The sequence below is a fragment of the Salmonella sp. 3C genome, from assembly GCF_025426275.1.
Lineage (GTDB): Bacteria > Pseudomonadota > Gammaproteobacteria > Enterobacterales > Enterobacteriaceae > Salmonella > Salmonella enterica.
Genome location: NZ_CP104858.1, coordinates 2,811,322 through 2,832,270, shown reverse-complemented (window position 1 = coordinate 2,832,270; position 20,949 = coordinate 2,811,322). Strand labels below are relative to the sequence as shown.

Below are 20,949 nucleotides of genomic sequence, written 5' to 3'. Positions count from 1 at the left end.
CCAATAATCAATATTTTAAAATTCCCTGGATAAAGTAATATAACCATTAAATCTTACAGAACACTCATCAGCATTCATGAAGCTGGATGCAATGAAAATATCTTTTTCTTCATCTTTGTTAATATAGGTATATTTTGCCACGATAGATTTAACCTGATTTTCATAATAACTATCGAAATAGGATTTTTTATCTAATATTGCCACTTTATTTTTGGCCTTATCTTTTTCATAATCCATCCTGGCCAGAGATTCTGCATAGACCTTAGATACAGGTGAGATATCAAGAATCTCTACCTTTGTTTTATCCTTTATAATAGTAGCGACATCTATATTCAGGTCATTTTTTATGGCATCAAATAATGATGACTCCATTGATGCTCCAACCGTAGCACACCCATAATCGTGCGCATAAGAAATGGCAGGAACACCCACCAACAGACAGACCATTACCTTAAACATATCAATAACTTACCACCAAGACTTTACCACCAAGACTTTATCTGAACTGGCAGCGATAACATTATCACAGGGTATACCTGTCATACTTCAGGCTGCATGTGCGTTGGCTTTCCTCGCTCACCCCAGTCACGAACTAATGTACGCTCCCGGGGATTCACTCCCTTGCCGCCTTGATGCAACTTGAATGATTTTATATCTTACAGGGATACTCTATTAATTTATTTATGATAAGTTCAGCCGCGCGAGAATTCAGTTCCTCATTGGTTTTATTTTTAAGAGAAACATAGACTAATTCATTTAATGTTAGCGTCTTAAATAAAGCGTATCCACACCACAGTTTGTTCTCTGTCGCATCCTCCACGCCAAGCAGATAGATACCCGCCCTGAGTTTATCCAGTTGATTACCAGATACCCAAAATTTAAAAAAGTCATTACCTGAAAGATTAAGCGCATCCAGCGTCAGGGATAACACAGGAGATGACCGGGAAGCAATTTTTACGGAGGGTTCAGTCCCCTGACAGGGGAAATTTTTAACTAATGCTTCCTCTATTAGTATTGAAGCCCTTACATCAGGCTTTTTCACTGCGTGCTGTTCAAACCAGGTCAGCACAGTATGGTTTATTGTTATACTGTCAACCTGACCATATCCACACCAGGCTTTACCTTCTGTCGCATCCTCCACCCCCAGCATATACATCAGTGCATTGTCTTTTTTCTGTACGTTGTCAGTGGCATAAAATTTCAGGAAATCCCGAGTACTGAGGTTGACATTATCGGGGGAAATGAAGCCTGCGTTAATCGGGGATCCGGCAAAAGCGCCACCGGATAACAGGCAACATAAGATGATCAAAAAAACACGAACAGATCGTGTTATGTGATATGTCGCTGAGATCCGATAATAATCCCCCGTCACGCCACATACTGCCGAATGATGAGACACATCATAGGTCGATTTTTTCATCATTCATTCACTCCACTACCAGAATTTCCACCCGACGGTTTTTCGCCCGCCCGGCTTTACTGCCGTTATCCGCCACCGGCACCGTATCGCCCTTGCCGACGATATGTACCCGTCCGGCAGGTACGCCGCCGGAGGTCAGCAACGCCGCAACTTCCGCCGCCCGTTTTTCCGACAGCACCAGGTTGGATGGGAATTCAGCCGAATGAATGGGCTGGCTGTCAGTGTGACCCGTTACAGTGACTGCGCCGCCCACGCGGGCGATTTCCCGCGCCGCTTTGTTAATCACTGGCCGGATTGCGTCACTCACCGTTTTCTGTCCCGGCACAAACATGGCGTCGCCACGGAAGACCACCCTACTGTGCTGGTCATCTTCGTCCACGGTCAGCAGGCCACGGGCGATTTCGTTTGCCAGCAGGATTTTCAGCCGCAGCTTATGAACCGGCACGGGCGGCGGCGGCAGTTTTATACCAATCGCATCAATATGCTGTTGTACGGTGACGGTCTGCACATCCATCCGGTGGCTGTAAAGGCCAAACAGCGTCAGCATCGCCAACAGGGCTATCCCGGCGCTCAGCCAGACCGGCACCCGGCGCATCCGCCGCAGTCGTCCGCTTATCGCCCCCTGAAAGTCAGGCGAGAGCGCGGGCATGACCGGATCGCGACGCTGTGAAAGCTGTGTCAGCAGTTGCTGACGAATATTGTCCAGTTGCTTACGCCCGTCTGGCTGCACGCTGTAGCGGCCTTCAAATCCCAGCCCCAGCAGGTGGTAGATAACCTCCAGTACGTTGCCATGTTCCTGGAAGCTGGCCGCCAGACGCCCGATGATCTGGAAAAGTTTTATCCCGCCTTCGCTTTCACCATGAAATGTTACCAGCAGGCTTTTTCCGGCCCAGACGCCGCGCCGTCCCCAGGTTGTGTTATTGGCGGCTTCATCAAGCACCGTACACAGGCAGTAACGTACCGCCAGTACGTGCTCGCGCCGCAGGTTCGCCTGATCGCATAATGTCTGGTACAGATGCATCTCGCGTACCAGCAGATTACGGTAAGGCTCTACCAGGGCCGCATCCAGTTTAGCGGGCATGGCTGCGAGAGCGCACAATAAAGGCCGGGCAGCGGCGAGCAACGGGTTAGCCGCCGCGCTGATTTCAGCCAGCCGAAGTTTGCTGTCCGGACCGTCTTCAACGATGACATTGAGTTCCGTGCGCTGGCTGGTGTGTACCGGCGTTTCATATTCACTGTCCTTATGCTCCGGCGTGGTGGACAAAAAGGACATCATGTCCGCCGCTGGCGGCGTCAGGGTACTGTCTGTCATTTATCGCGCACTCCCCACAGTTCTGTCTCCAGCCCCGGAAATTCCCCGGCGGTATGCATGGCCATCCCGCCGTAACGGGCAATGTGTTCCCACAATGCTCCCTCGCGGCGGATGTCGTAATAGATGTATCCGGCCTGAAACGGGATTTGGCGCGGTGGTACAGGCAGAACCTGCAAAGCCAGCCCCGGCAGATGCGAGCGGATCAGTTCCGGCAGGCGATCGGATGGCCCGATTTTGGTCTGGGCGGCAAAATGTTGCAGTAGCACATCGGTCGGCATTGAAGCCTTTATCGCCAGTACCAGCGTGCTGAAATCGGCAAGATCGGAAGGAGCCACCACCGCATTCAGGATGCCGTAAGTCCCCTCTTTCAGCTCGATGCGCTGCGCGCCCCGGATCAGTACTGCATTCAGCAGGAACTGCACCTCATCGACCAGTGATTTCAACCCGGCATAGGGCGTCAGGTGTTTGTACTCTTTATATTCAGCGGGCCGTCGCGTTTGTGGACGCACATAGGTGGAGAGTTCCCCGGCCAGTTCGGACAGGTAGCGATACAACACTTCCGGGGCCAGCGGGGTTTTCGCCAGGTGAGTCAGCAGCGGCTCAAAGCGATTGAGAATTTGCAGCAGCAGGTAATCGGAGACCTCTGCTGCTTCATGGCCGTGGTTGTCGCTGCCGGTCAGCCGTTCCGCCAGCGAATCGGCCCGCATCCGGATGAGATCGTTGATCCACGACAGCCAGGTACACATCAGTGAACTGGCCTGATAATTAATGATGGGCGGGATCAGGTCGTGGTCGATATCTATCCGCCCGTCAGGGTTCAGCCCGGTGATGCGGGTCAGCGGCAGGCCAATCCAGGCGCCCGTCACCGCCTTTTCCGGCAGCAGCCGCAGGCGCAGGTGACTGAGCTGTAATAACTGCGCGCCACGTCCCAGCGAGTTGGCGTCGCGGATGTCGTGTTCGTGTACCGAGAAACGCGCCAGTGATTCCGGGTTATTGTCAAACGTAGTTTCTTCGCTGTTCGGCGCGCGTACCGGTACCGCCAGACAAATCTGCTGGTTCAGGTGCTCCGGCAGGATGGTCAGCGGCGGCGGCAGCGGGGTATGGTCCGGTGCGTTAAACGGCGTACCGTCAGGAAAAATCCCTGATGCCTCTTTCAGTATCAGTTTACCGATGTTCAGCGCTTCGCCATCAATATTGTAGTGGCTGAATCCCCAGAAAAAGGGGGTCAGCGGCAGGCTGCGGTAATGCATGACGTGTTCCAGATAACGCTCTTGCTGCTGAAACATCTGCGGCAGTAAAAATTGTCCTTCACTCCAGACTACGCGGTCATTCCAGCTCATAATTCATTTATCCCGTTCCGTAATTACAATAGCGCTTTGTTCCAGTTCCGCATCCAACTGCACTTTTCCTTTCCCCGGTATGAAGTTGCTGTACCAGGCTTTTTCCGGGGCTTCCGGGATTTTGTAGGTTACCCGCCAGACCGATTTGGCCAGGTTACGGTATCCGGCCAGTACGCCGATTGCCGTGGTCTGCGCATTCAGCGGGCGACGCAGTTTTTTCTCTTCGCCGGGACGCAAAATAAAGCTGTCGCGACGCACTAAATCGTCGGTAAGGACGGATTTGTCGTTGTCATGGAGCGACCAGTAATCAGCTGTCGTGAAAGCGGCGTCATTTTTCAGTTCATAAACACGTATCTCAATGGGCGCGGCCTTCTTCTGATTGTCAGGATTCACCTTATCGGAGGCTTTCACGCTCAGGTCGAGTCGCTGTGATTCGAGGTCAGGTAACGCATCGCTACTGCCGCATCCGGAAAGCAGGAGCAGTGCAAAAGGCATAGCTACCGCACATAACCACCGAGTGGGGTTACGCCATTCATTCACTGTAAATTCCTTTAAAATCAAAACAATAAATCCGACCAGATATAAATCTGGCCGGAAAAACAACCGTTAAATTTCTTTGTTGGCCTTGAAGTCGTAGCCTGCGGTGATGGTGCCGCCGCTGCCACCCTGCTGGTTCTGCACCACGTATTCCTGCTTCACGATGCTGAAGGAGAGCTCAATCCGCTCGCGAGACGCGATTTCGCCTTCTCTGTTACCGCTAGGTGAAACGACCGCAACGATCAGATCGGTAAAGGTGTACTTGAGGTACTCCAACGGGTTGCCGCCAGCCTTACGCATAACCAGAATGGCCTGCGGAATGTGCTTACCGGAGGCACAGTATTTGAACAGATTCGGGCTGGCGCGATCGATATAATGCTCGAATTCCAGATTAGTGACAGAGACCTTACCGGAGCCGAGGCCACTACCGGCGTGCATGGTGGATTCCTGATGAATATTCCAGCGCCAGCCCAGTACTTCAATTTCATTTTTGTGTTTGTCATCCATTGACTCGCCGTCAATGCCGTCAATTTTCAAAAAAATGTCATAAGCCATTTTTATATCCTTGTTAAGTTTTACTTAAAATTAATCTGATTTTATCTACATCTTTGTTTATAGATAAATCATTGCCGTACAGAATTCCTCTCCAATAATTTCAGGACAACAGAAGACTGTATATTTTTCCGATACCGATAATGTATTTAGTTATTTTATGAGTTTGCATTATTTAATGCATATAAATAATGCCTCATAGCTTCCGATAATAAAAACCATAATCTATACTGAAATTTTCACGTTTCAAATTGCTAATTACAGATAAAAGATACAGACTGGTCTTCTGGCGACCCCTCAAAATCACGGGTCTTACAGCGAGTAGAAGAAGCAGGTATTGGTTGCGCCAACCATATCTGTTCATGACCATAAATGCACGAAACCCAATAGCGATCGGTTTCTTTATCGCTAACACGTTCTGTTTCCCATACAGACCAATTTTCACCGTTTACTTTTTTAGTCTCTGGTTTGAGATCCATCAGGTTTTCAGGTTTACCCTGCGTTACCCCAATACTACTTAACCATAAACGCGACATATATCGAGGAGAAAGCTGCCACGGCGCTGGGACATCAGACTTCAGGCTCACAGCAGAAGACTGAGTATCAATAACAGCCGGACAACTGACTTCCCAGGCTACAGCATATTGTGAAAAGAGCAGAACAATACCAGGTAACAGATGAAAAGTTGAGCTTATGGTCATAATATGTATTTCCTACTCAATAATATAAAAAGCTTCGGCATTGTTACTGGCATCCGGATATGTGCCATCACTACGTATCCCACCTTTACGAGAAAGTGAGCGGGACGAGATTTTTTTCTTCTTTTTCCACTGATCCATAACATAAATATAGTTAGAATCCTGTTCAAGATAGAAAGCCGCATGTTTATGCACAGCGTCACCAGCTGGGTATTTACCATTAACAAAAGTTGCGATTGCTGTCCCCCTGGGGATCGACTTATCCCCAAAAACCTTTCGCCCTTGCTTCCAGGTTCCTGTAACCCCCAAATGTGCATATTGCTTGACTAAAGTCACACACTCCCCATCACCGACCTGATCTTTCCCTTGCAACGAATCAACCAAACCGTAAATATATGCCATATATCCCTCTTTATATTCTCTATCTTCTCTGACTTCACTCGCTTAAACATTCACAAAATAAATGCATCAGGCATTGCCCTGCTTCACTGACGGCAGTTTTGTCACCAGGCGCAGCGATCCCGTCAGCCCTTCAAGCTGGAAATGCGGACGCAGGAAGAATTTCGCGTCGTAATAACCTGGATTGCCTTCCACCTCTTCCACCACTACTTCAGCGGCAGCCAGCGGACGACGGGCTTTAGTTTCTTGCGAGGAGTTCACCGGATCGGCGTCGACGTAATTCATAATCCATTCATTTAGCCAGCGCTGCATATCCTCACGCTCTTTAAAGGAACCGATTTTGTCGCGGACGATACATTTGAGGAAGTGAGCGAAGCGCGAGCAGGCGAACAGGTACGGCAGACGGGCGGACAGGTTGGCGTTGGCCGTCGCGTCCGGATCGTAGTATTCCTGTGGTTTTTGCAGCGATTGTGCGCCGATAAAGGCGGCATAGTCTGAGTTTTTACGGTGGATCAACGGGATAAAACCGTTTTTCGCCAGTTCAGCCTCGCGGCGGTCAGAGATGGCGATTTCGGTCGGGCATTTCATGTCCACGCCGCCATCGTCAGTCGGGAAGGTATGGCAGGGAAGATTTTCCACCGCACCGCCTGATTCCACACCGCGAATCAACGTACACCAGCCGTAGTGTTTGAAGGAACGGTTGATGTTTACGCCCATCGCGTAGGCCGCGTTGCTCCAGACGTATTTGGTATGGTCAGAACCATCCGCATCTTCTTCAAAATCAAACTCGTCCACCGGGTTGGTTTTTGCGCCATACGGCAGGCGGGCAAGAAAACGCGGCATCGTCAGGCCAATATAACGGGAGTCTTCGCTAGCCCGCAGCGAGTTCCACGGCGCATATTCCAGGTTCTGGGTGACGATTTTGGTCAGGTCGCGGGGATTCGCCAGTTCCTGCCAGGAGTCCATTTGCAGTACCGAGGGGGAAGCCCCGGCAATAAACGGCGCATGGGCCGACGCGGCGACTTTGGCGATAGAGCCAAGCAGATCCACATCGGGCGGTGTATGGTCGAAGTAGTAATCCGCAATGATACAGCCATAAGGTTCGCCACCTAACTGGCCGTATTCGGCTTCATACAGTTTCTTGAACATCGGGCTTTGATCCCAGGCGATGCCCTTGTAACGCTTCATGTTGCGCCGCAATTCATCTTTTGACAGATTCATGAAGCGAATTTTCAGCTTTTCGTCGGTCTCGGTGTTGTAAACCAGATGCTCCATACCGCGCCACGAGGATTCCAGCTTCTGCCAGTCGGGATGTTGCAGGATCAGTTTGATCTGTTCGGTCAGTTTAAAGTCGATCTGCGCAATAATAGCGCTGATGCTTTTATAGGCGTCATCGCTGACGGTGATCGTGTTCGCCAGCGCCTGTTGCGCCAGCGTCTGCACCGCGGCTTCCACGGCTTTTGCCGCCTGGGTAGTCTTGGGTCGGAAGGCCTGATTCAGCAACGCATCAAATTCACCGGATGCGGAGGCGGTATCCTGAGCAACCGCGTCGGTTGCCTGCATATTACTGTTTGCCATGAAAATTCCTTAAAAATTCGACGTTATTCCGCTGATTCATTATCCGCTGACACATCTTGCTGGGTAGCGGCCGATTTCGGCGCATTCGCCAGCGTTTTCAGCAGAGTCGGGTCCTGCAACAGTTTATTGACCAGATTTTCCGCCCCGGCCTTGCCATCCATGTAGGTCTGGAGGTTCGCCAGTTGAGTGCGGGCTTCCAGTAACTGGTTCAGGGCGTCCACCTTGCGGGCAATCTGTGCCGGCGAAAAGTCGTCCATATTTTCCAGCGTGATATCGACCATCAACTGACCTTCACCCGTCAGCGTATTCGGCACAGCGAACGCCACGCGCGGCGCAATGGCTTTCATGCGCTCATTGAAGTTATCAATATCGAGGAATTTGCGATCCGTCACCGGCGGCAGTTCTTCACGCGGTTTCCCGGCCAGATCGGCCAGCACCGCCATCACGAACGGCAGCTCGATTTTTTTCTCGGAACCGTAAATCTCTACGTCATATTCAATCTGCACGCGCGGCGCGCGGTTGCGCGCGATGAATTTCTGCGCGCTATTGTTGATAGCCATAATCCTTCATTTCCTTTTTAGTCAACTGGTTGCCGCAAGGGGAGCGGTATACCGGTACAGTTTTTAAAATCGCACTACGGACACTTCGAACGGCCGGTTTCAGCAAACGATCTCAAAAACAATCTGCTCATCACCATTAACGCCGATATCAATCTGCCTGATCGCGGCTTTTTCCGTCATGGCCTGCAACCAGTAGCGCGACAGTCGTGGCAGAATGTGCTGTTCGATGTAGCCAATCAGCAACCGCGCGCCCGTTTCATGCATTGGACAGCACGCCACAATATGTGCGACCAGTTCCTCGCTATACGTCAGCGTCACGCCGTGCTGTTCACCCATCCGCGCCACCAGCCGGTCAAGGTGCAGACGGGCAATCACGCCACGCGACGTTTCATCCAGCGGCAGGTAAGGGATCACCGTCACGCGGCCCAGAAATGCCGCCGGGAAATGCTTGCGCAATTCCGGCATTAGCGCCTCTTTAAGCCCCGTAGCATCGGGCATTAAGGCCGGATCTTCACACATCTGGCTGATGAGGTCGGAACCCACGTTGGTGGTGAGTAATAGCGTGGTGTTTTTGAAATCGACATGTGTTCCCTCACCGTCCTCCATCCCGCCCTTGTCAAACACCTGATAGAAGAGTTCATGGACGTCATGGTGCGCTTTTTCGATCTCGTCGAGCAGCACTACGCTCCAGGGGTGGCGACGCACTGCTTCCGTCAGCACACCACCCTCGCCATAGCCCACATAGCCGGGGGGCGCGCCTTTCAGCGTGGAAACGGTGTGAGCCTCCTGGAACTCGCTCATATTGATGGTTACCAGGTTCTGCTCACCGCCGTAGATAGCCTCCGCCAGCGCCAGCGCGGTTTCGGTTTTACCGACACCGGACGGCCCGGCCAGCATAAACACGCCCACCGGTTTGCGTGGATCGCCCAGTCCCGCCCTGGCGGTCTGAATACGTTCACCAATCTGCGCCAGCGCGCCGTCTTGCCCGGTAACGCGTTGCGCCAGTCGGGCAGGCAGTTCCAGCACCTGGCTGGCCTCATCTTTCACCATGCGCCCGGCAGGAATACCGGTCCAGTCGGCGACAATCGCCGCGACAACCGCCGCGCTGACTTCCGGGAACACCACCGGCGCGTCGCCCTGCCACTCCCTTAGCGCCGTTTCGGCCTGTTGCAGCGTGGTTTTGTCATCAGCATCAGACTCTGCGACACGCAGTTCCTGCAACGTATGTACCAGTTCCAGCTCCCGCTGCCAGCGAGATTCGGATGCAGTCAGTTCATTGTTGAGCGAGAAAATTCGCGCCGTCAGCGCATCGCGCCGCTCATCTGACTGAATCCCCATTTTTTCCTGCTTCTGCAACAGCGACCGTTCCATTTCCGCCGCTTTTAGCTGCTGGCGCAGGAACTGTACGCTGGCAGGCGGCGTGTGCAGCGTCAGCGCCACGCGGGCCGCGGCGGTATCCAGCAGGCTGATGGCCTTATCCGGCAACTGCCGGGCGGGAATGTAGCGGTGAGAAAGCTGTACCGCCGCACGTACCGCCTCATCCAGAATCAGTACGTTATGGTGTTTTTCCAGCGTATCCACCAGACCACGCACCATTTCCATTGCGGGGATCTCTTCCGGCTCGGCAATCTGCAACACCTGAAAACGCCGGGTCAGCGCCGGATCTTTCTCAATATGGCGCTTGTATTCGCTCCAGGTGGTGGCGCCGATAGTCCGCAGGGTGCCGCGCGCCAGCGCCGGTTTCAGCAGGTTAGCGGCATCGCCCGTGCCGGATGCGCCGCCCGCGCCCACCAGAGTGTGAACTTCATCGACAAACAGAATAACCGGCTGCGGCGAGCGCCCGGCCTCTTCCAGTAACCCTTTCAGACGAGATTCAAACTCGCCTTTCATGCTGGCTCCGGCCAACAGAGCGCCAACGTCCAGCGCCAGTAGCCGTACTTCCCGCAGCGCGGGCGGCACTTCCCCCTGCGCAATCGCGAGGGCAAAACCTTCGACGACCGCCGTTTTCCCGACGCCCGCCTCACCAGTCAGTAGTGGATTATTCTGGCGACGGCGCAGCAGAATATCCGTCATGGTGCGGATTTCATGCTCACGCCCCGTCACCGGGTCGATTTTGCCGTCGCGCGCCTGTGCCGTCATGTCCTGACAGTATTTTGCCAGCGCGGATTTACCGTCCTGCCCGCCGTTGGGAATCGCCTGACTGCTTTCACCGGGAATGGCTGATGCCAGGCCGGAGCCGTCGTAAGGGCGCTCCTGCGCTTCCGGCGATGTTTCGATCAACGAGGGCAGTATTTCCGTCAGTTCATCAACCGGAAGCGTGGCCAGCGGCGCGCAGATACTGCTCAGTACCCGACGCAGTTCTGGCGTGGTCAACAAGGCCAGCAGCAACCAGCCGCTGCGAATTTTGTTATCGCCGTAACGGACGCTCGCCAGCATCCAGGCCTTTTCAACGCTGAGATCGATATGGTGAGAAAAATCACTAATGGCGCTGGCCCCGGCGGGCAGCATATCCAGTTGCCGGAGTAACGCTTTCTCCACATCAGAAAGAGGGATCTGGTAATGCCGAAGAACGTGGAGAATATCGTTATCGGGCTGCTGTGTTAACTGGTGCAGCCAGTGAGTCAGCTCAACCCAGGGATTAGAGCGTAGTTTGCAAAATGCCGTTGCCGATTCCAGCGACCGGAATAGTGGGCCGGCCAGTTTTCCATACAACGCACTGCGTGAAACAGGAGTTTCCATGTGTTATGCCTTGTGACATAAAAATTCATAAAAATAATGCATCAATGCATATAAATATATAAACAATTCTTTATTGATAGCCTCGAAAAAATATCGAAACAAAACAATGATACAGATCAGGGACTAATTAGCAACTAAGCCGTTAATATTAAATAATCAATAAACAGCAAGATAAAAATCGAAATTGTAGAATTAAAAGAAATAATATTTCAAAAAAGACATCTATGCATACAACAATGCATTCACGACGAAAATAATAAAAAGGGTGTCATCAATAATGACTCCCTATGAATTTAGTTAAAATTATTTATGAATTAAAACTCCCTAAACGTTTCCTCCAGAAAAATAAATACATTTAAGGGACATAATGAAACAAGACATGTGGGAATTACGGAAAATACAGTCGCAGGGTATAACGGATAACGCACAGTATCCCGCAGGGACATACATCGTATTTACTGCCGCCGCCCCCTACATTCCGCTTTTTGAGCAACATGGGAAAGACGATATCGCGCTCAGTCTTGTTCGCCACGAAGAGGCGTGGTGGATTGTTAATCACTCTGATGAACTGTGCTGTGCCGTCAATGAGCAGGTGATGGAACCTCATCACCGTATGCGGCTGAATGATGGAGATACGATTGAATGGGGTCTGTCATCCTGGTGCCTTGCCCGCACCAATGATGAGTCCCGTCCCGATGTTTCGTTTCCTCAGTTGGTTCAGTCATCTGAATCCGTTGCTGAGTACCTGGATCTGGACTGGTTTAAACAACAACAGCTCAATCCGCAGAACCCGTTCGATATTATTCCCGTCCGGGAAACCGCATCCTCTTACACCGGCCATGAAGCGGATAGCACGCTACACCAGCTTTACCAGGAATATCAGCAGGCATTGCGACCCTCCGGGCAGGAAAAGCCCCTCCGTGATAAACCGTTTCCCCGAAATGAAGACGCTGTCACCCAGGATTTGACGTCGTTATACGATAAAAAGGGCGACACCGACACGTTACAGGATATGGTGGCAGGCGCGCCCGGTATTGATGCCATTCTGGATACGCTGGACACGACCGGTGAGGGTGAAATGCACTGGCTGGCGATGGAATCAATGCCCGATATCCTACAACTGCTCTCGCCGGAACTGGGGGGGAAAACCGCACATAGCGAGATACTGCCCGATCTGACCCGCCGCGAGCATCGTATTATTGGCATCGATAGCCACTACCGAATCACTCCGACACAGAAAAATGGAAATACCGCCCATGAAAAAAACTGACACGCTTCCTGCTACCCTGTCCGCGCTGCTACAGGAATACTCTATTGCGGAGGGGATTCAGATGGCGGAGCAGCAGGTTCGGGAAAATCCGGCGAAGGCGCTCTGCCGCCACAGCCTGTTTCAGTTGCTGTGTGTGGCCGGAGACTGGTCGCGGGCGCTACACCAGCTTCAGCTATGTGCCAGGATGGAGGCCAATTATACCCAGGAGGCCCGGCTGTACCGGGAGCTGGTTCGCTGCGAAATGTTCCGCCACACCGTTTTTCAGGGTGAACAACGACCCGGTTTTCTTCTGCCGCAGCCCGTTTGGGTGGAGTCACTGCTGGCGGCACTCGCCTGTCATGACGATACCGGTGAGGTTGATAAACACCGTAATACCGCACTGGAAGCCATAACAGACACGGGCGGGCAGTGGAACGGCGGCGCATTTGACTGGGCGAGCGACAGCGATTCCCGCCTTGGCCCGGTACTTGAGCTAGTCACCGGCGGCGTGTATATCTGGCTGCCGTTTTCGCAAATACGCTCGCTGGAATCGCCGCAACCGACGCGCCTGACCGATCTGCTGTGGAAACCCGTTAATATCACCCTGGTGAATGGCGATACGCACGGCGCCTGGCTCTTTACCCGTTACAGCGGTTCGGAAAGTGCATCCGACGCCCTGCGTCTGTGCCGGGAAACCGCCTGGCAGGACGGCCCCGGCGAAACCACCGTGCGAGCGCTGGGGCAGAAAGTGTGGCTGACCAGCCACGGCGATATCAGCCTGCTGGACATGGCCCATTGTACCTTTCATGCTCAGGAAAACGATGGCGCATGAGCACGTCTCGTTTTACACCCGCTAACCACCTGCTGCCTACGCTGTTTGATCGGCTGTGTGACAATGCTCCGTATCAGAAAATTGACCGGGATATCAGCGTCACGCCGGTACAACTGAAGGAGATCATTCGTCGGGATCTCTCCTTTTTGCTCAATACCATTAGCCACGAGGGTGACATCGACGCCCGGCGCTATCCGCAGGCGGCGGCGTCAGTGCTCAACTATGGCCTGCCGCCGCTGGCGGGCAGCTTTATGTATGAGCATAAGTGGGACGATATCAGCGAGGCGATCCGGCGCGCCATTATCCGTTTCGAACCCCGGCTGAACGCCGCCACACTCAGGGTCACGCCATTGCTCGATAAAACCCGGCAGGGTAGCTATAACACGCTACAGTTTGAAATTCGCGGACAAATTCTGACGCAGCCGTATCCCACGGAGTTTCTGGTACGCAGCGCGCTGGATATGGAGCTGAGCCGCATTACGTTCTTTTAATACAGGGCATTATTCATGGATCCACGGCTACTGGAGTATTACAACCGCGAACTGAGCTACCTGCGGGAGACCGGTGCTGAGTTCGCCACCCTCCATCCCAAAATTGCCGCCCGACTGGGGATGCAGGGAACCGATATTGCCGACCCGTATGTGGAACGCATGATCGAGGCGTTCAGCTTTCTGAGCGCCCGCACTCAGCTAAAAATTGACGCCGAATTTCCCCGCTTCACACAGCGGTTACTGGAAGTCGTCAGCCCCAATTACGTCACCCCCACGCCATCGATGGCAGTGGTAAAGCTGTATCCCGATACGCAGGAAGGCGACCTGGCGAAAGGGGTCACCGTGCCGCGCGATACCGCGTTCGTTTCCCCCATCCCGGAAGGCGAAAATACCGCCTGCCAGTTTCGCAGCAGCCAGGACGTCACGCTGTGGCCGCTGTCCATCGAGGAGGTACGCCTGACCGCCGCGCCGCCGGATATGCCCGCCCTGCACCGCTATCTGCCGCCTAATATTCATGTCGCCGGGGCATTGCGCATCACCCTGCGAACCTTCGGGGAACTGACTTTCAGCGACCTGGCCGGTCCGGCACGGCTGCCCTTTTACCTCTGCGGCGAAGAACGCATTGCGTCACACCTGTTTGAGCTGCTACATACCAGCGCCGTCGCCACACTGGCCGGTGAACCCGGTCACTTTGACGGCGAACTGAATGTGAATCTTCAACACCCGGTGGCGCACGAAGGGCTGGAGCCAGGGCAGGGGCTGCTGCCGCTCGCCTGGAACGTGTTTCATGGGCATAATCTGCTGCATGAATTTTTCGCCTGTCCGGAACGGTTTTACTTCTTCACCCCGACCGGATTGTCTGCCGGTCTACAAAAGGTGCAGGGCAATGTGGCGGAAATTGTCATACTGCTTAACCGCCTGCCGCCGGACTGGCTGATTCATCAGACGGACGCTGCACAGTTCAGCCTGTTCTGTACGCCGGTGATCAACCTGTTTCCTCGCACCACCACCCGGATTGAAGTCACTCACAGCGTGACGGAACAGCATCTGGTGGTGGATCGTACCCGTCCGCTGGATTACGAGGTGTTTTCTGTCCAGGAAGTCGAAGGCCTGGAAGCGGAAACCACACGGAAGATGATTTTTCGTCCGCTGTATCACACCCGTAATAATGACGAAGGCAACCACGGGCGTTATTTTTCACTGCGTCGTGAACCGCGCCGCTCGTCAGAAAACGCCCGCCGCTATGGCACCCGACCCCCCTATACCGGCTCGGAAGTCTTCCTCTCGCTGGTTGATCAGCATGAAGCGCCCTACCCGGAAAATCTGCGCCATATCACCGTCACGGCAATGGTGACTAACCGCGATCTGCCCTGCCTTATTCCACGTAATGGCCGGGATGATCTGACCGTAGATGCGGCGATTCCGGTGGCGGGCGTGGGTCTTATCAGACCGCCGCGCCCGCCGCAGCCGCCGCTGGCTGAACGCGAAATGGCCTGGCGGCTGATCCGGCAGTTGTCGTTTAATTATCTGCCGCTGGCCGATCTGGATCACCGTACCGGCGGTCAGGCGCTGCGCGATCTGCTGAATCTGTTTATTCCGGCTCACGACAGCCCGCAGTCGCGCCAGGTGCGCAGCCTGCCCGGCTCCGGCCTGTTGGTCTATGGCCGGGGCGTCAGTTGCGAACTGACCGTGGACGAAGAAGGATTTTCCGGTATCAGTCCTTACCTGTTCGGTCTGGTGCTGGAACACTATATTGCCCGCCATGTTTCCATTAATACCTTCTCGCAGATGACGCTGCACTCGATGCAACGCGGACCTGGCCGGTCAGAACCGGGCAACGGGGGAGCGTATGACCGGCGCTCTCGACCAGGCGCAGAAAACCCCCTGGCGTTACGGATTCCTGAACCTGATGCGGCGCGTGGATGCCCAGCTCTGTGATACTCCGGCAGGCAGTATCTGGCAGCCACGGATGGAAAAATTCCGTCTGGGACAGACGCCGACGATGACCTTTGCGCCACGGGAAATCGCCCAGGTCAGCTGGCAGGATGGACGCCTGCACCTGAGCCTGTACAGCCTCGGACTATGGGGGCCAAACGGCCCGTTGCCGCTGCACTATACCGAGCTGGCGCTAAACCGCTCAGAGAGTCGTCACGATCCGACGCTGGTTCATTTTTCCAATATTTTTCACCACCGCTGGCTAACGCAGTTCTGGCAGGCATGGCGCAGCGCCCAGTCCGCTGGTGGCGGGCTGGACAAACCGGAACACGACCGTTTTGCGTTTTATATCGCCAGTCTCAGCGGGCAGGATCTACGGGAAAGCGCCGAAAGCCCGCTGTCAGATCATGTTCGCCTGGCAGCCTCCGCCCATCTGGTACGCGAATCGCGCAATCCTGACGGGCTGGCCGCCACGCTGGCGCACTATTTCAGCGTACCTTTTGCGGTGAAAGAGTTCGCCCTGCACTGGATAACGGTGGCGAACGATGAAATCACCCGTCTGGGCACGCCCGCGCAGTCTTCGGTGCTGGGCAACGGGGCGCTTATCGGCCAGGCCGTACCGGATATGCAGTACAAATTCCGGCTAATTATCGGCCCGCTCACGCTGGAGGATTACCTGCGTTTTCTGCCCGGCGGCAACAATCTGCCCGTGCTGACAGAACTGGTGCGTACGTTCATTGGTTTTGAATATTGCTGGGAAATTGAGCTGCAGTTGAAGCCTCATGCCGCACCGCCTGCGGTGATCGGCGGCGCGCAGCGGCTTGGCTGGACGGCCTGGGCAGGTAAAGCCATGCATGACCGTCCGGTGACCGGCATGATTTTTGAACCTGAACACGGCTTAACCCACTGAGAGTAATGATATGGATATGTCCCTGACTAAACCGGTAAGCGCGGAACAACCCTGCGGCCCCGATCCGGAGTACGACCCGGAATACCTGCTGCTGTTCAGCCGCGCCGCCCCTCAGGCGGAGGCGCAATATGGTGATTTTGTCAGTACGCCGGAAGCCGTGAACTGGCCGGAAATTGAGCGTGATGCGCGCCGTCTGCTCACGCGCAGTAAGGATATCCGGGTGTTGATCCTGCTGCTGCGCAGTCGCATCCAGCAGGCTGGCGCACAGGGACTGGCGGAAATGCTCACACAACTGGCAGAACTGAGCGTAATCTGGTCTGATGCACTCCATCCACAGCTGCTTACCGGCGAAGGCGCATCCGCAGAATCTATTGAAGATGCGTCGCTGGCGCGCAGTAATGCCCTGGCGGCGCTGCTGGATCACGAAGGCGTGATGGCGGACATTCGCGGTATTACGCTGTCAAACAGTGCCGCCCTGCGCCTACAGGTACGGGATGTGGAGCGCGCGTTATCCGCTCCCCGCCCGGCTGATGCGCTGGCCCCCGAATCCGTCCGCCAGCAACTAGCCGACCTCGAAGCCCGTGGGGCATTACCGCTGGCGGCGTTTCGCGAAGCGCAGGAAAGCGCAGAACGCCTGCAAGTGTGGGCGCGTGAGACATTAGGCGATCTGGCTCCAGATTTTTCACGCCTGCGGCAGTTGTTAGCGCTGCTGCCTGACGTGGTACAGACAACCACACCGGAAATCCCTCCGTCGCCAGCGCCAGTGCCAGACCCCGCAGGCACGGTTATGGATAATGCCGTTCCGGCACGGGCAGAGGATGTGCCGCCTGTCAACGCGCCCCCCGGTATATCCCTCCCACACAATGCTGAACCGGGGCCAATTCGCGATCGTAATGATGCGCTGGAGCGCCTGCGGTGCATTCGTCGCTGGTTTGAGAGCAGTGAACCCAGTAGCCCGACCATCCCACTGTTACGCCAGGCTGAAAGACTGGTGGGAAAACGGTTCTCGGAGGTGATCAATGAGATCCCGGTGGAGTTGCTGGAGAAGTGGGATGCCCTGGAGTGATGATGCGCATGTCTGGCGGTTCTCCGTAATTATCTGAGTGATATCAACATTACGCAGTCTGCTTCTGCGCTGAACATGTCCCGATCCCGGTTAAGCACCGCCATGAGGCCGCGCCTTAAATGTCAGTGGGATCAAAATAGCCATGACAGTGAAAGAAGTGGCGGTAATATCCTGTTCGTCATCCAGGCGTAGGCCCATTTGCGTCAGATTCCACGATAGGCGGTGGAACTTCTTGAAGACGAAAAAAAACCGTATCCCTTTTACAGTGATACGGTTTTTTTTACTTCACAGGATGTATAAAACCCCCCTGAGATTTGTATCTGGCGGAACGGACGGGACTCGAACCCGCGCCCCCCTGCGTGACAGGCAGGTATTCTAACCAACTGAACTACCGCTCCGTGATGTTCCCGCTGGGAACGAGGCGAATATTACGGTTTGCGGTGTCGCCCGTCAACGCTTTTTCTCACCTTTTGAATCAGTTGCTGCAAAAATCGCCCGAAGGATGATTTTTATAGCCTAAAAAGGAATAAATTACGCCCGCCAAAGGCAACTTCCGCCCTTTTTCTGCACCAGATCAAGTCGCGATTCATGCGCAGCCAGCTCTTCCTCAGAGGCAAAAACGACCCGTAACCGGCTGGCCTGGCGAACGATTCGCTGAATGGTCGCTTCACCTTGCTGCCGTTGCGTCTCTCCCTCCATCGCAAACGTCATGGACGTTTGTCCGCCCGTCATCGCCAGATACACTTCGGCAAGGATCTGGGCATCGAGCAATGCGCCGTGCAAAGTACGTTTGCTATTATCTATCTCATAACGCGAACACAGCGCATCAAGGCTGTTACGCTTGCCGGGGAACATTTTCCGCGCCAACGCCAGGCTATCGGTAACTTTGCAGAAAGTATTGGTTTTAGGAATATCGCGTTTAAGCAGACCAAACTCATAATCCATAAAGCCGATATCGAACGATGCGTTATGGATGACCAGCTCCGCGCCGCGGATATAATCAAGAAACTCATCGACCACATCAGCAAAAACCGGCTTATCCAGCAGAAACTCATCGGCAATACCGTGTACGCCAAAAGCCTCTGGATCGACAAGGCGATCGGGCTTCAGGTAAACATGAAAATTGTTGCCGGTCAGACGACGGTTTATCACCTCAACCGCACCGATCTCAATAATCTTGTGACCTTCATAGTGCGCGCCTATCTGGTTCATACCGGTGGTTTCGGTATCGAGGACAATCTGTCGTGTAATTGCAGTGCTCATATCGGTCATTTATGTCAGACTTGCGTTTTGTTATCGATTTCAATTACAGGAAGTCTACCAGAGATGCTTAAACAGGTAGAAATTTTCACCGATGGCTCTTGCCTGGGGAATCCAGGGCCTGGTGGTTATGGCGCTATCTTACGCTATCGCGGTCATGAAAAAACGTTTAGTGAAGGTTACACGCTGACCACCAATAACCGTATGGAACTGATGGCGGCGATCGTCGCGCTTGAAGCGTTAAAAGAACATTGCGAAGTGACATTGAGCACCGACAGCCAATATGTGCGGCAAGGAATTACCCAATGGATTCATAACTGGAAGAAACGCGGCTGGAAAACAGCGGAAAAGAAACCCGTAAAAAATGTCGATCTGTGGAAACGTCTCGATGCTGCGTTAGGTCAGCATCAGATCAAATGGGTATGGGTCAAAGGCCATGCAGGCCATCCCGAAAACGAGCGTTGTGATGAACTGGCGCGCGCCGCGGCAATGAATCCCACGCAGGAAGATAGTGGCTACCAGGCGGAAGCTTAGCCATCCGGTTTGCGATATTGCCGGGTGGCGCCAACGGTCTGGCGGATAGGGGTTTTACTTTTATTATGTCGCAGCGGATTAAGCGTAAGCGGGATGGTCCGCTTACGGGCCACAATAATCTGTAAACAGCCCAGCGCCGGGATATGCGTATTTAAAAGCCGCCCCCCCTGCTTTTTCCAGGGTAAGACATGAAAACGGCTATAATGTAGCACTTCGAAATTGAGTAAAGACAGCCAGTCCAGTTGCCGCATAAGGGTAAACATCCGACTATTATAGGGCGGTGTTTTACGTAAAACGGGTACCAGTTTACGTAACCCCATCAAACTCAGCGGGTTAAATCCACTGATGACCAGCCAACCGTCATCAATCAATACGCGGTCGGCTTCCCGCAATAAACGGTGCGGGTCGGTACACCACGGCAAAGTATGCGCCAGCAGACAAACATCGACGGATTTATCCGCAAAAGGAAGGTGTAGCGGATCGGCCAGAACCTGCATCGGCGCCCCCTGCGACGAAACATTCACCTGATGGGAGACCGCGCACGCTTCGGAATTGATTTCTGCGCTTAAATTACCGATTTTAAGCAAATGGAAACCATACATTTTTGCAAACCACGGATTTAGCTGCTGTTCCAGCGCCTCACGGTAGTAATTGCCCCAGGGCAACTCACCCCAACATCCGGGCGCAACGACAGTTTGAGAGAGCCTTGCCGGTTTCATCGCAACCTTCCGCTAATTATTTGAGAGGTAATATATGAATCTTAACAGTATTCCCGCGTTTCAGGACAATTACATCTGGGTGCTGACCAATGATGAAGGCCGCTGTGTGATTGTTGATCCCGGCGAAGCGGCCCCCGTCTTAAAGGCCATTGCTGAACATAAGTGGATGCCGGAGGCGATTTTTCTGACGCATCACCATCACGACCATGTTGGCGGAGTCAAAGAGCTGTTGCAACACTTCCCGCAAATGACGGTTTATGGACCGGCGGAAACGCAAGACAAGGGAGCAACCCATCTTGTTGGCGATGGCGATACTATTCGCGTTTTAGGCGAGAAATTTACTCTTTTTGCCACGCCGGGCCACACGTTAGGACACGTCTGTTACTTTAGCCATCCTTACTTATTCTGCGGCGACACGCTGTTCTCTGGCGGCTGTGGTCGACTGTTTGAAGGCACGCCATCACAGATGTATCAGTCACTTATGAAGATTAACTCTCTGCCTGATGACACACTCATTTGCAGCGCTCACGAATACACTTTAGCTAACATTAAGTTCGCATTGAGCATACTTCCGCACGATTCGTTCATAAATGAATATTATCGTAAAGTTAAAGAGTTACGTGTAAAAAAACAAATGACACTACCCGTTATTCTTAAAAATGAGCGTAAGATTAATCTTTTTTTAAGAACTGAAGATATTGATTTAATTAATGAAATAAACAAAGAAACAATATTGCAACAACCAGAAGCGCGTTTTGCATGGTTAAGGTCAAAGAAAGACACGTTCTGATAATTCTTACTTGTCATTCGCTAACTTC

General features: G+C 53.4%; 20 protein-coding genes, 1 tRNA gene and 1 pseudogene. 8 read left to right on the top strand and 14 right to left on the bottom strand.

The genetic code is table 11. The features are described 5' to 3' along the window. Window positions 1–15 precede the first annotated feature (15 nt). The 11 genes from sciR to tssH all read right to left on the bottom strand — a co-directional run bounded on the left by sciR (window position 16) and on the right by tssH (window position 11,135). Window positions 16–447 (bottom strand): Shiga-like toxin A subunit SciR, encoded by a 432-nt coding sequence (sciR, locus tag N7E69_RS13340; RefSeq protein WP_077906638.1) that lies wholly within the window; start codon window positions 445–447, stop codon window positions 16–18. A gap of 202 nt (window positions 448–649) precedes the next feature. Next, on the bottom strand, window positions 650–1,423 hold the full coding sequence (locus tag N7E69_RS13335; RefSeq protein WP_000976555.1) for a Rap1a/Tai family immunity protein: 774 nt from the start codon (window positions 1,421–1,423) through the stop codon (window positions 650–652). Between the two features lie 4 nt (window positions 1,424–1,427). Further along, on the bottom strand, window positions 1,428–2,732 hold the full coding sequence (gene tssL, locus N7E69_RS13330; protein WP_000132486.1) for a type VI secretion system protein TssL, long form: 1,305 nt from the start codon (window positions 2,730–2,732) through the stop codon (window positions 1,428–1,430). After that, a complete protein-coding gene (gene tssK, locus N7E69_RS13325; RefSeq protein ID WP_000118732.1) occupies window positions 2,729–4,072 on the bottom strand; it encodes a type VI secretion system baseplate subunit TssK in 1,344 nt (447 codons plus the stop codon). Before tssK ends, tssL begins: the two co-directional genes overlap by 4 nt. A 3-nt stretch (window positions 4,073–4,075) precedes the next feature. Further along, window positions 4,076–4,612, bottom strand: coding sequence for a type VI secretion system lipoprotein TssJ (gene tssJ / locus N7E69_RS13320; RefSeq protein WP_001007103.1), 537 nt, complete (start codon window positions 4,610–4,612; stop codon window positions 4,076–4,078). 66 nt (window positions 4,613–4,678) lie between these two features. Further along, a complete protein-coding gene (locus tag N7E69_RS13315) occupies window positions 4,679–5,164 on the bottom strand; it encodes an Hcp family type VI secretion system effector (protein WP_000312792.1) in 486 nt (161 codons plus the stop codon). A gap of 251 nt (window positions 5,165–5,415) precedes the next feature. Next, window positions 5,416–5,862 carry an STY0301 family protein gene (locus N7E69_RS13310; RefSeq protein WP_001573854.1) on the bottom strand — a complete coding sequence of 149 codons (447 nt, stop codon included), beginning with the start codon at window positions 5,860–5,862 and terminating at the stop codon, window positions 5,416–5,418. Between the two features lie 12 nt (window positions 5,863–5,874). Then, window positions 5,875–6,261: a BPSL0067 family protein gene (locus N7E69_RS13305; RefSeq protein WP_000323514.1), complete on the bottom strand. Its 387-nt coding sequence runs from the start codon at window positions 6,259–6,261 to the stop codon at window positions 5,875–5,877. Window positions 6,262–6,327: 66 nt separating this feature from the next. After that, the gene (gene tssC, locus N7E69_RS13300; protein ID WP_000013881.1) at window positions 6,328–7,836 is read right to left on the bottom strand and encodes a type VI secretion system contractile sheath large subunit; all 1,509 of its coding nucleotides are present in this window, start codon (window positions 7,834–7,836) and stop codon (window positions 6,328–6,330) included. Between the two features lie 23 nt (window positions 7,837–7,859). Then, window positions 7,860–8,396, bottom strand: coding sequence for a type VI secretion system contractile sheath small subunit (gene tssB, locus N7E69_RS13295; protein ID WP_001675674.1), 537 nt, complete (start codon window positions 8,394–8,396; stop codon window positions 7,860–7,862). A 99-nt stretch (window positions 8,397–8,495) separates the two neighbouring features. Continuing rightward, a complete protein-coding gene (gene tssH / locus N7E69_RS13290) occupies window positions 8,496–11,135 on the bottom strand; it encodes a type VI secretion system ATPase TssH (protein WP_000449784.1) in 2,640 nt (879 codons plus the stop codon). A gap of 367 nt (window positions 11,136–11,502) precedes the next feature. Between tssH and tagK the strand changes: the two genes are divergently transcribed. The 6 genes and pseudogenes from tagK to N7E69_RS13260 all read left to right on the top strand — a co-directional run bounded on the left by tagK (window position 11,503) and on the right by N7E69_RS13260 (window position 17,618). Beyond that, the gene (gene tagK / locus N7E69_RS13285) at window positions 11,503–12,405 is read left to right on the top strand and encodes a type VI secretion system-associated protein TagK (protein WP_000806684.1); all 903 of its coding nucleotides are present in this window, start codon (window positions 11,503–11,505) and stop codon (window positions 12,403–12,405) included. Beyond that, window positions 12,392–13,216, top strand: coding sequence for a type VI secretion system accessory protein TagJ (locus N7E69_RS13280; RefSeq protein WP_000750548.1), 825 nt, complete (start codon window positions 12,392–12,394; stop codon window positions 13,214–13,216). Before tagK ends, N7E69_RS13280 begins: the two co-directional genes overlap by 14 nt. Next, window positions 13,213–13,707 (top strand): type VI secretion system baseplate subunit TssE, encoded by a 495-nt coding sequence (gene tssE, locus N7E69_RS13275; protein ID WP_000108007.1) that lies wholly within the window; start codon window positions 13,213–13,215, stop codon window positions 13,705–13,707. The genes N7E69_RS13280 and tssE overlap by 4 nt, the downstream gene beginning before the upstream one ends. A 15-nt stretch (window positions 13,708–13,722) precedes the next feature. After that, window positions 13,723–15,560 (top strand): annotated as a pseudogene (gene tssF / locus N7E69_RS13270) (type VI secretion system baseplate subunit TssF). Then, window positions 15,557–16,552: a type VI secretion system baseplate subunit TssG gene (tssG, locus tag N7E69_RS13265; RefSeq protein WP_000145239.1), complete on the top strand. Its 996-nt coding sequence runs from the start codon at window positions 15,557–15,559 to the stop codon at window positions 16,550–16,552. The pseudogene tssF and the gene tssG overlap by 4 nt, the downstream one beginning before the upstream one ends. 10 nt (window positions 16,553–16,562) lie before the next feature. Further along, window positions 16,563–17,618 carry an ImpA family type VI secretion system protein gene (locus tag N7E69_RS13260; protein WP_000367626.1) on the top strand — a complete coding sequence of 352 codons (1,056 nt, stop codon included), beginning with the start codon at window positions 16,563–16,565 and terminating at the stop codon, window positions 17,616–17,618. Window positions 17,619–17,939: 321 nt separating this feature from the next. Here N7E69_RS13260 and N7E69_RS13255 read toward each other — a convergent pair. Both N7E69_RS13255 and dnaQ read right to left on the bottom strand, forming a co-directional pair. Next, window positions 17,940–18,016, bottom strand: a tRNA-Asp gene (locus N7E69_RS13255). Window positions 18,017–18,149: 133 nt separating this feature from the next. Further along, window positions 18,150–18,881, bottom strand: a complete 732-nt coding sequence (dnaQ, locus tag N7E69_RS13250) for a DNA polymerase III subunit epsilon (protein ID WP_001670675.1) — start codon at window positions 18,879–18,881, stop codon at window positions 18,150–18,152. Window positions 18,882–18,944: 63 nt separating this feature from the next. On the opposite strand from dnaQ, the gene rnhA reads away from it, so the two are divergent. Beyond that, window positions 18,945–19,412, top strand: a complete 468-nt coding sequence (gene rnhA, locus N7E69_RS13245; protein WP_000917872.1) for a ribonuclease HI — start codon at window positions 18,945–18,947, stop codon at window positions 19,410–19,412. On the opposite strand, the gene N7E69_RS13240 is transcribed toward rnhA, so the two are convergent. After that, complete coding sequence (locus tag N7E69_RS13240) at window positions 19,409–20,131, bottom strand: class I SAM-dependent methyltransferase (RefSeq protein WP_000801230.1); 723 nt, start codon at window positions 20,129–20,131, stop codon at window positions 19,409–19,411. The two genes, rnhA and N7E69_RS13240, sit on opposite strands and share 4 nt — an antisense overlap. Before the next feature lie 34 nt (window positions 20,132–20,165). On the opposite strand from N7E69_RS13240, the gene gloB reads away from it, so the two are divergent. Next, the gene (gene gloB, locus N7E69_RS13235) at window positions 20,166–20,921 is read left to right on the top strand and encodes a hydroxyacylglutathione hydrolase (protein WP_001052774.1); all 756 of its coding nucleotides are present in this window, start codon (window positions 20,166–20,168) and stop codon (window positions 20,919–20,921) included. The last annotated feature ends 28 nt before the right edge of the window (window positions 20,922–20,949 follow it).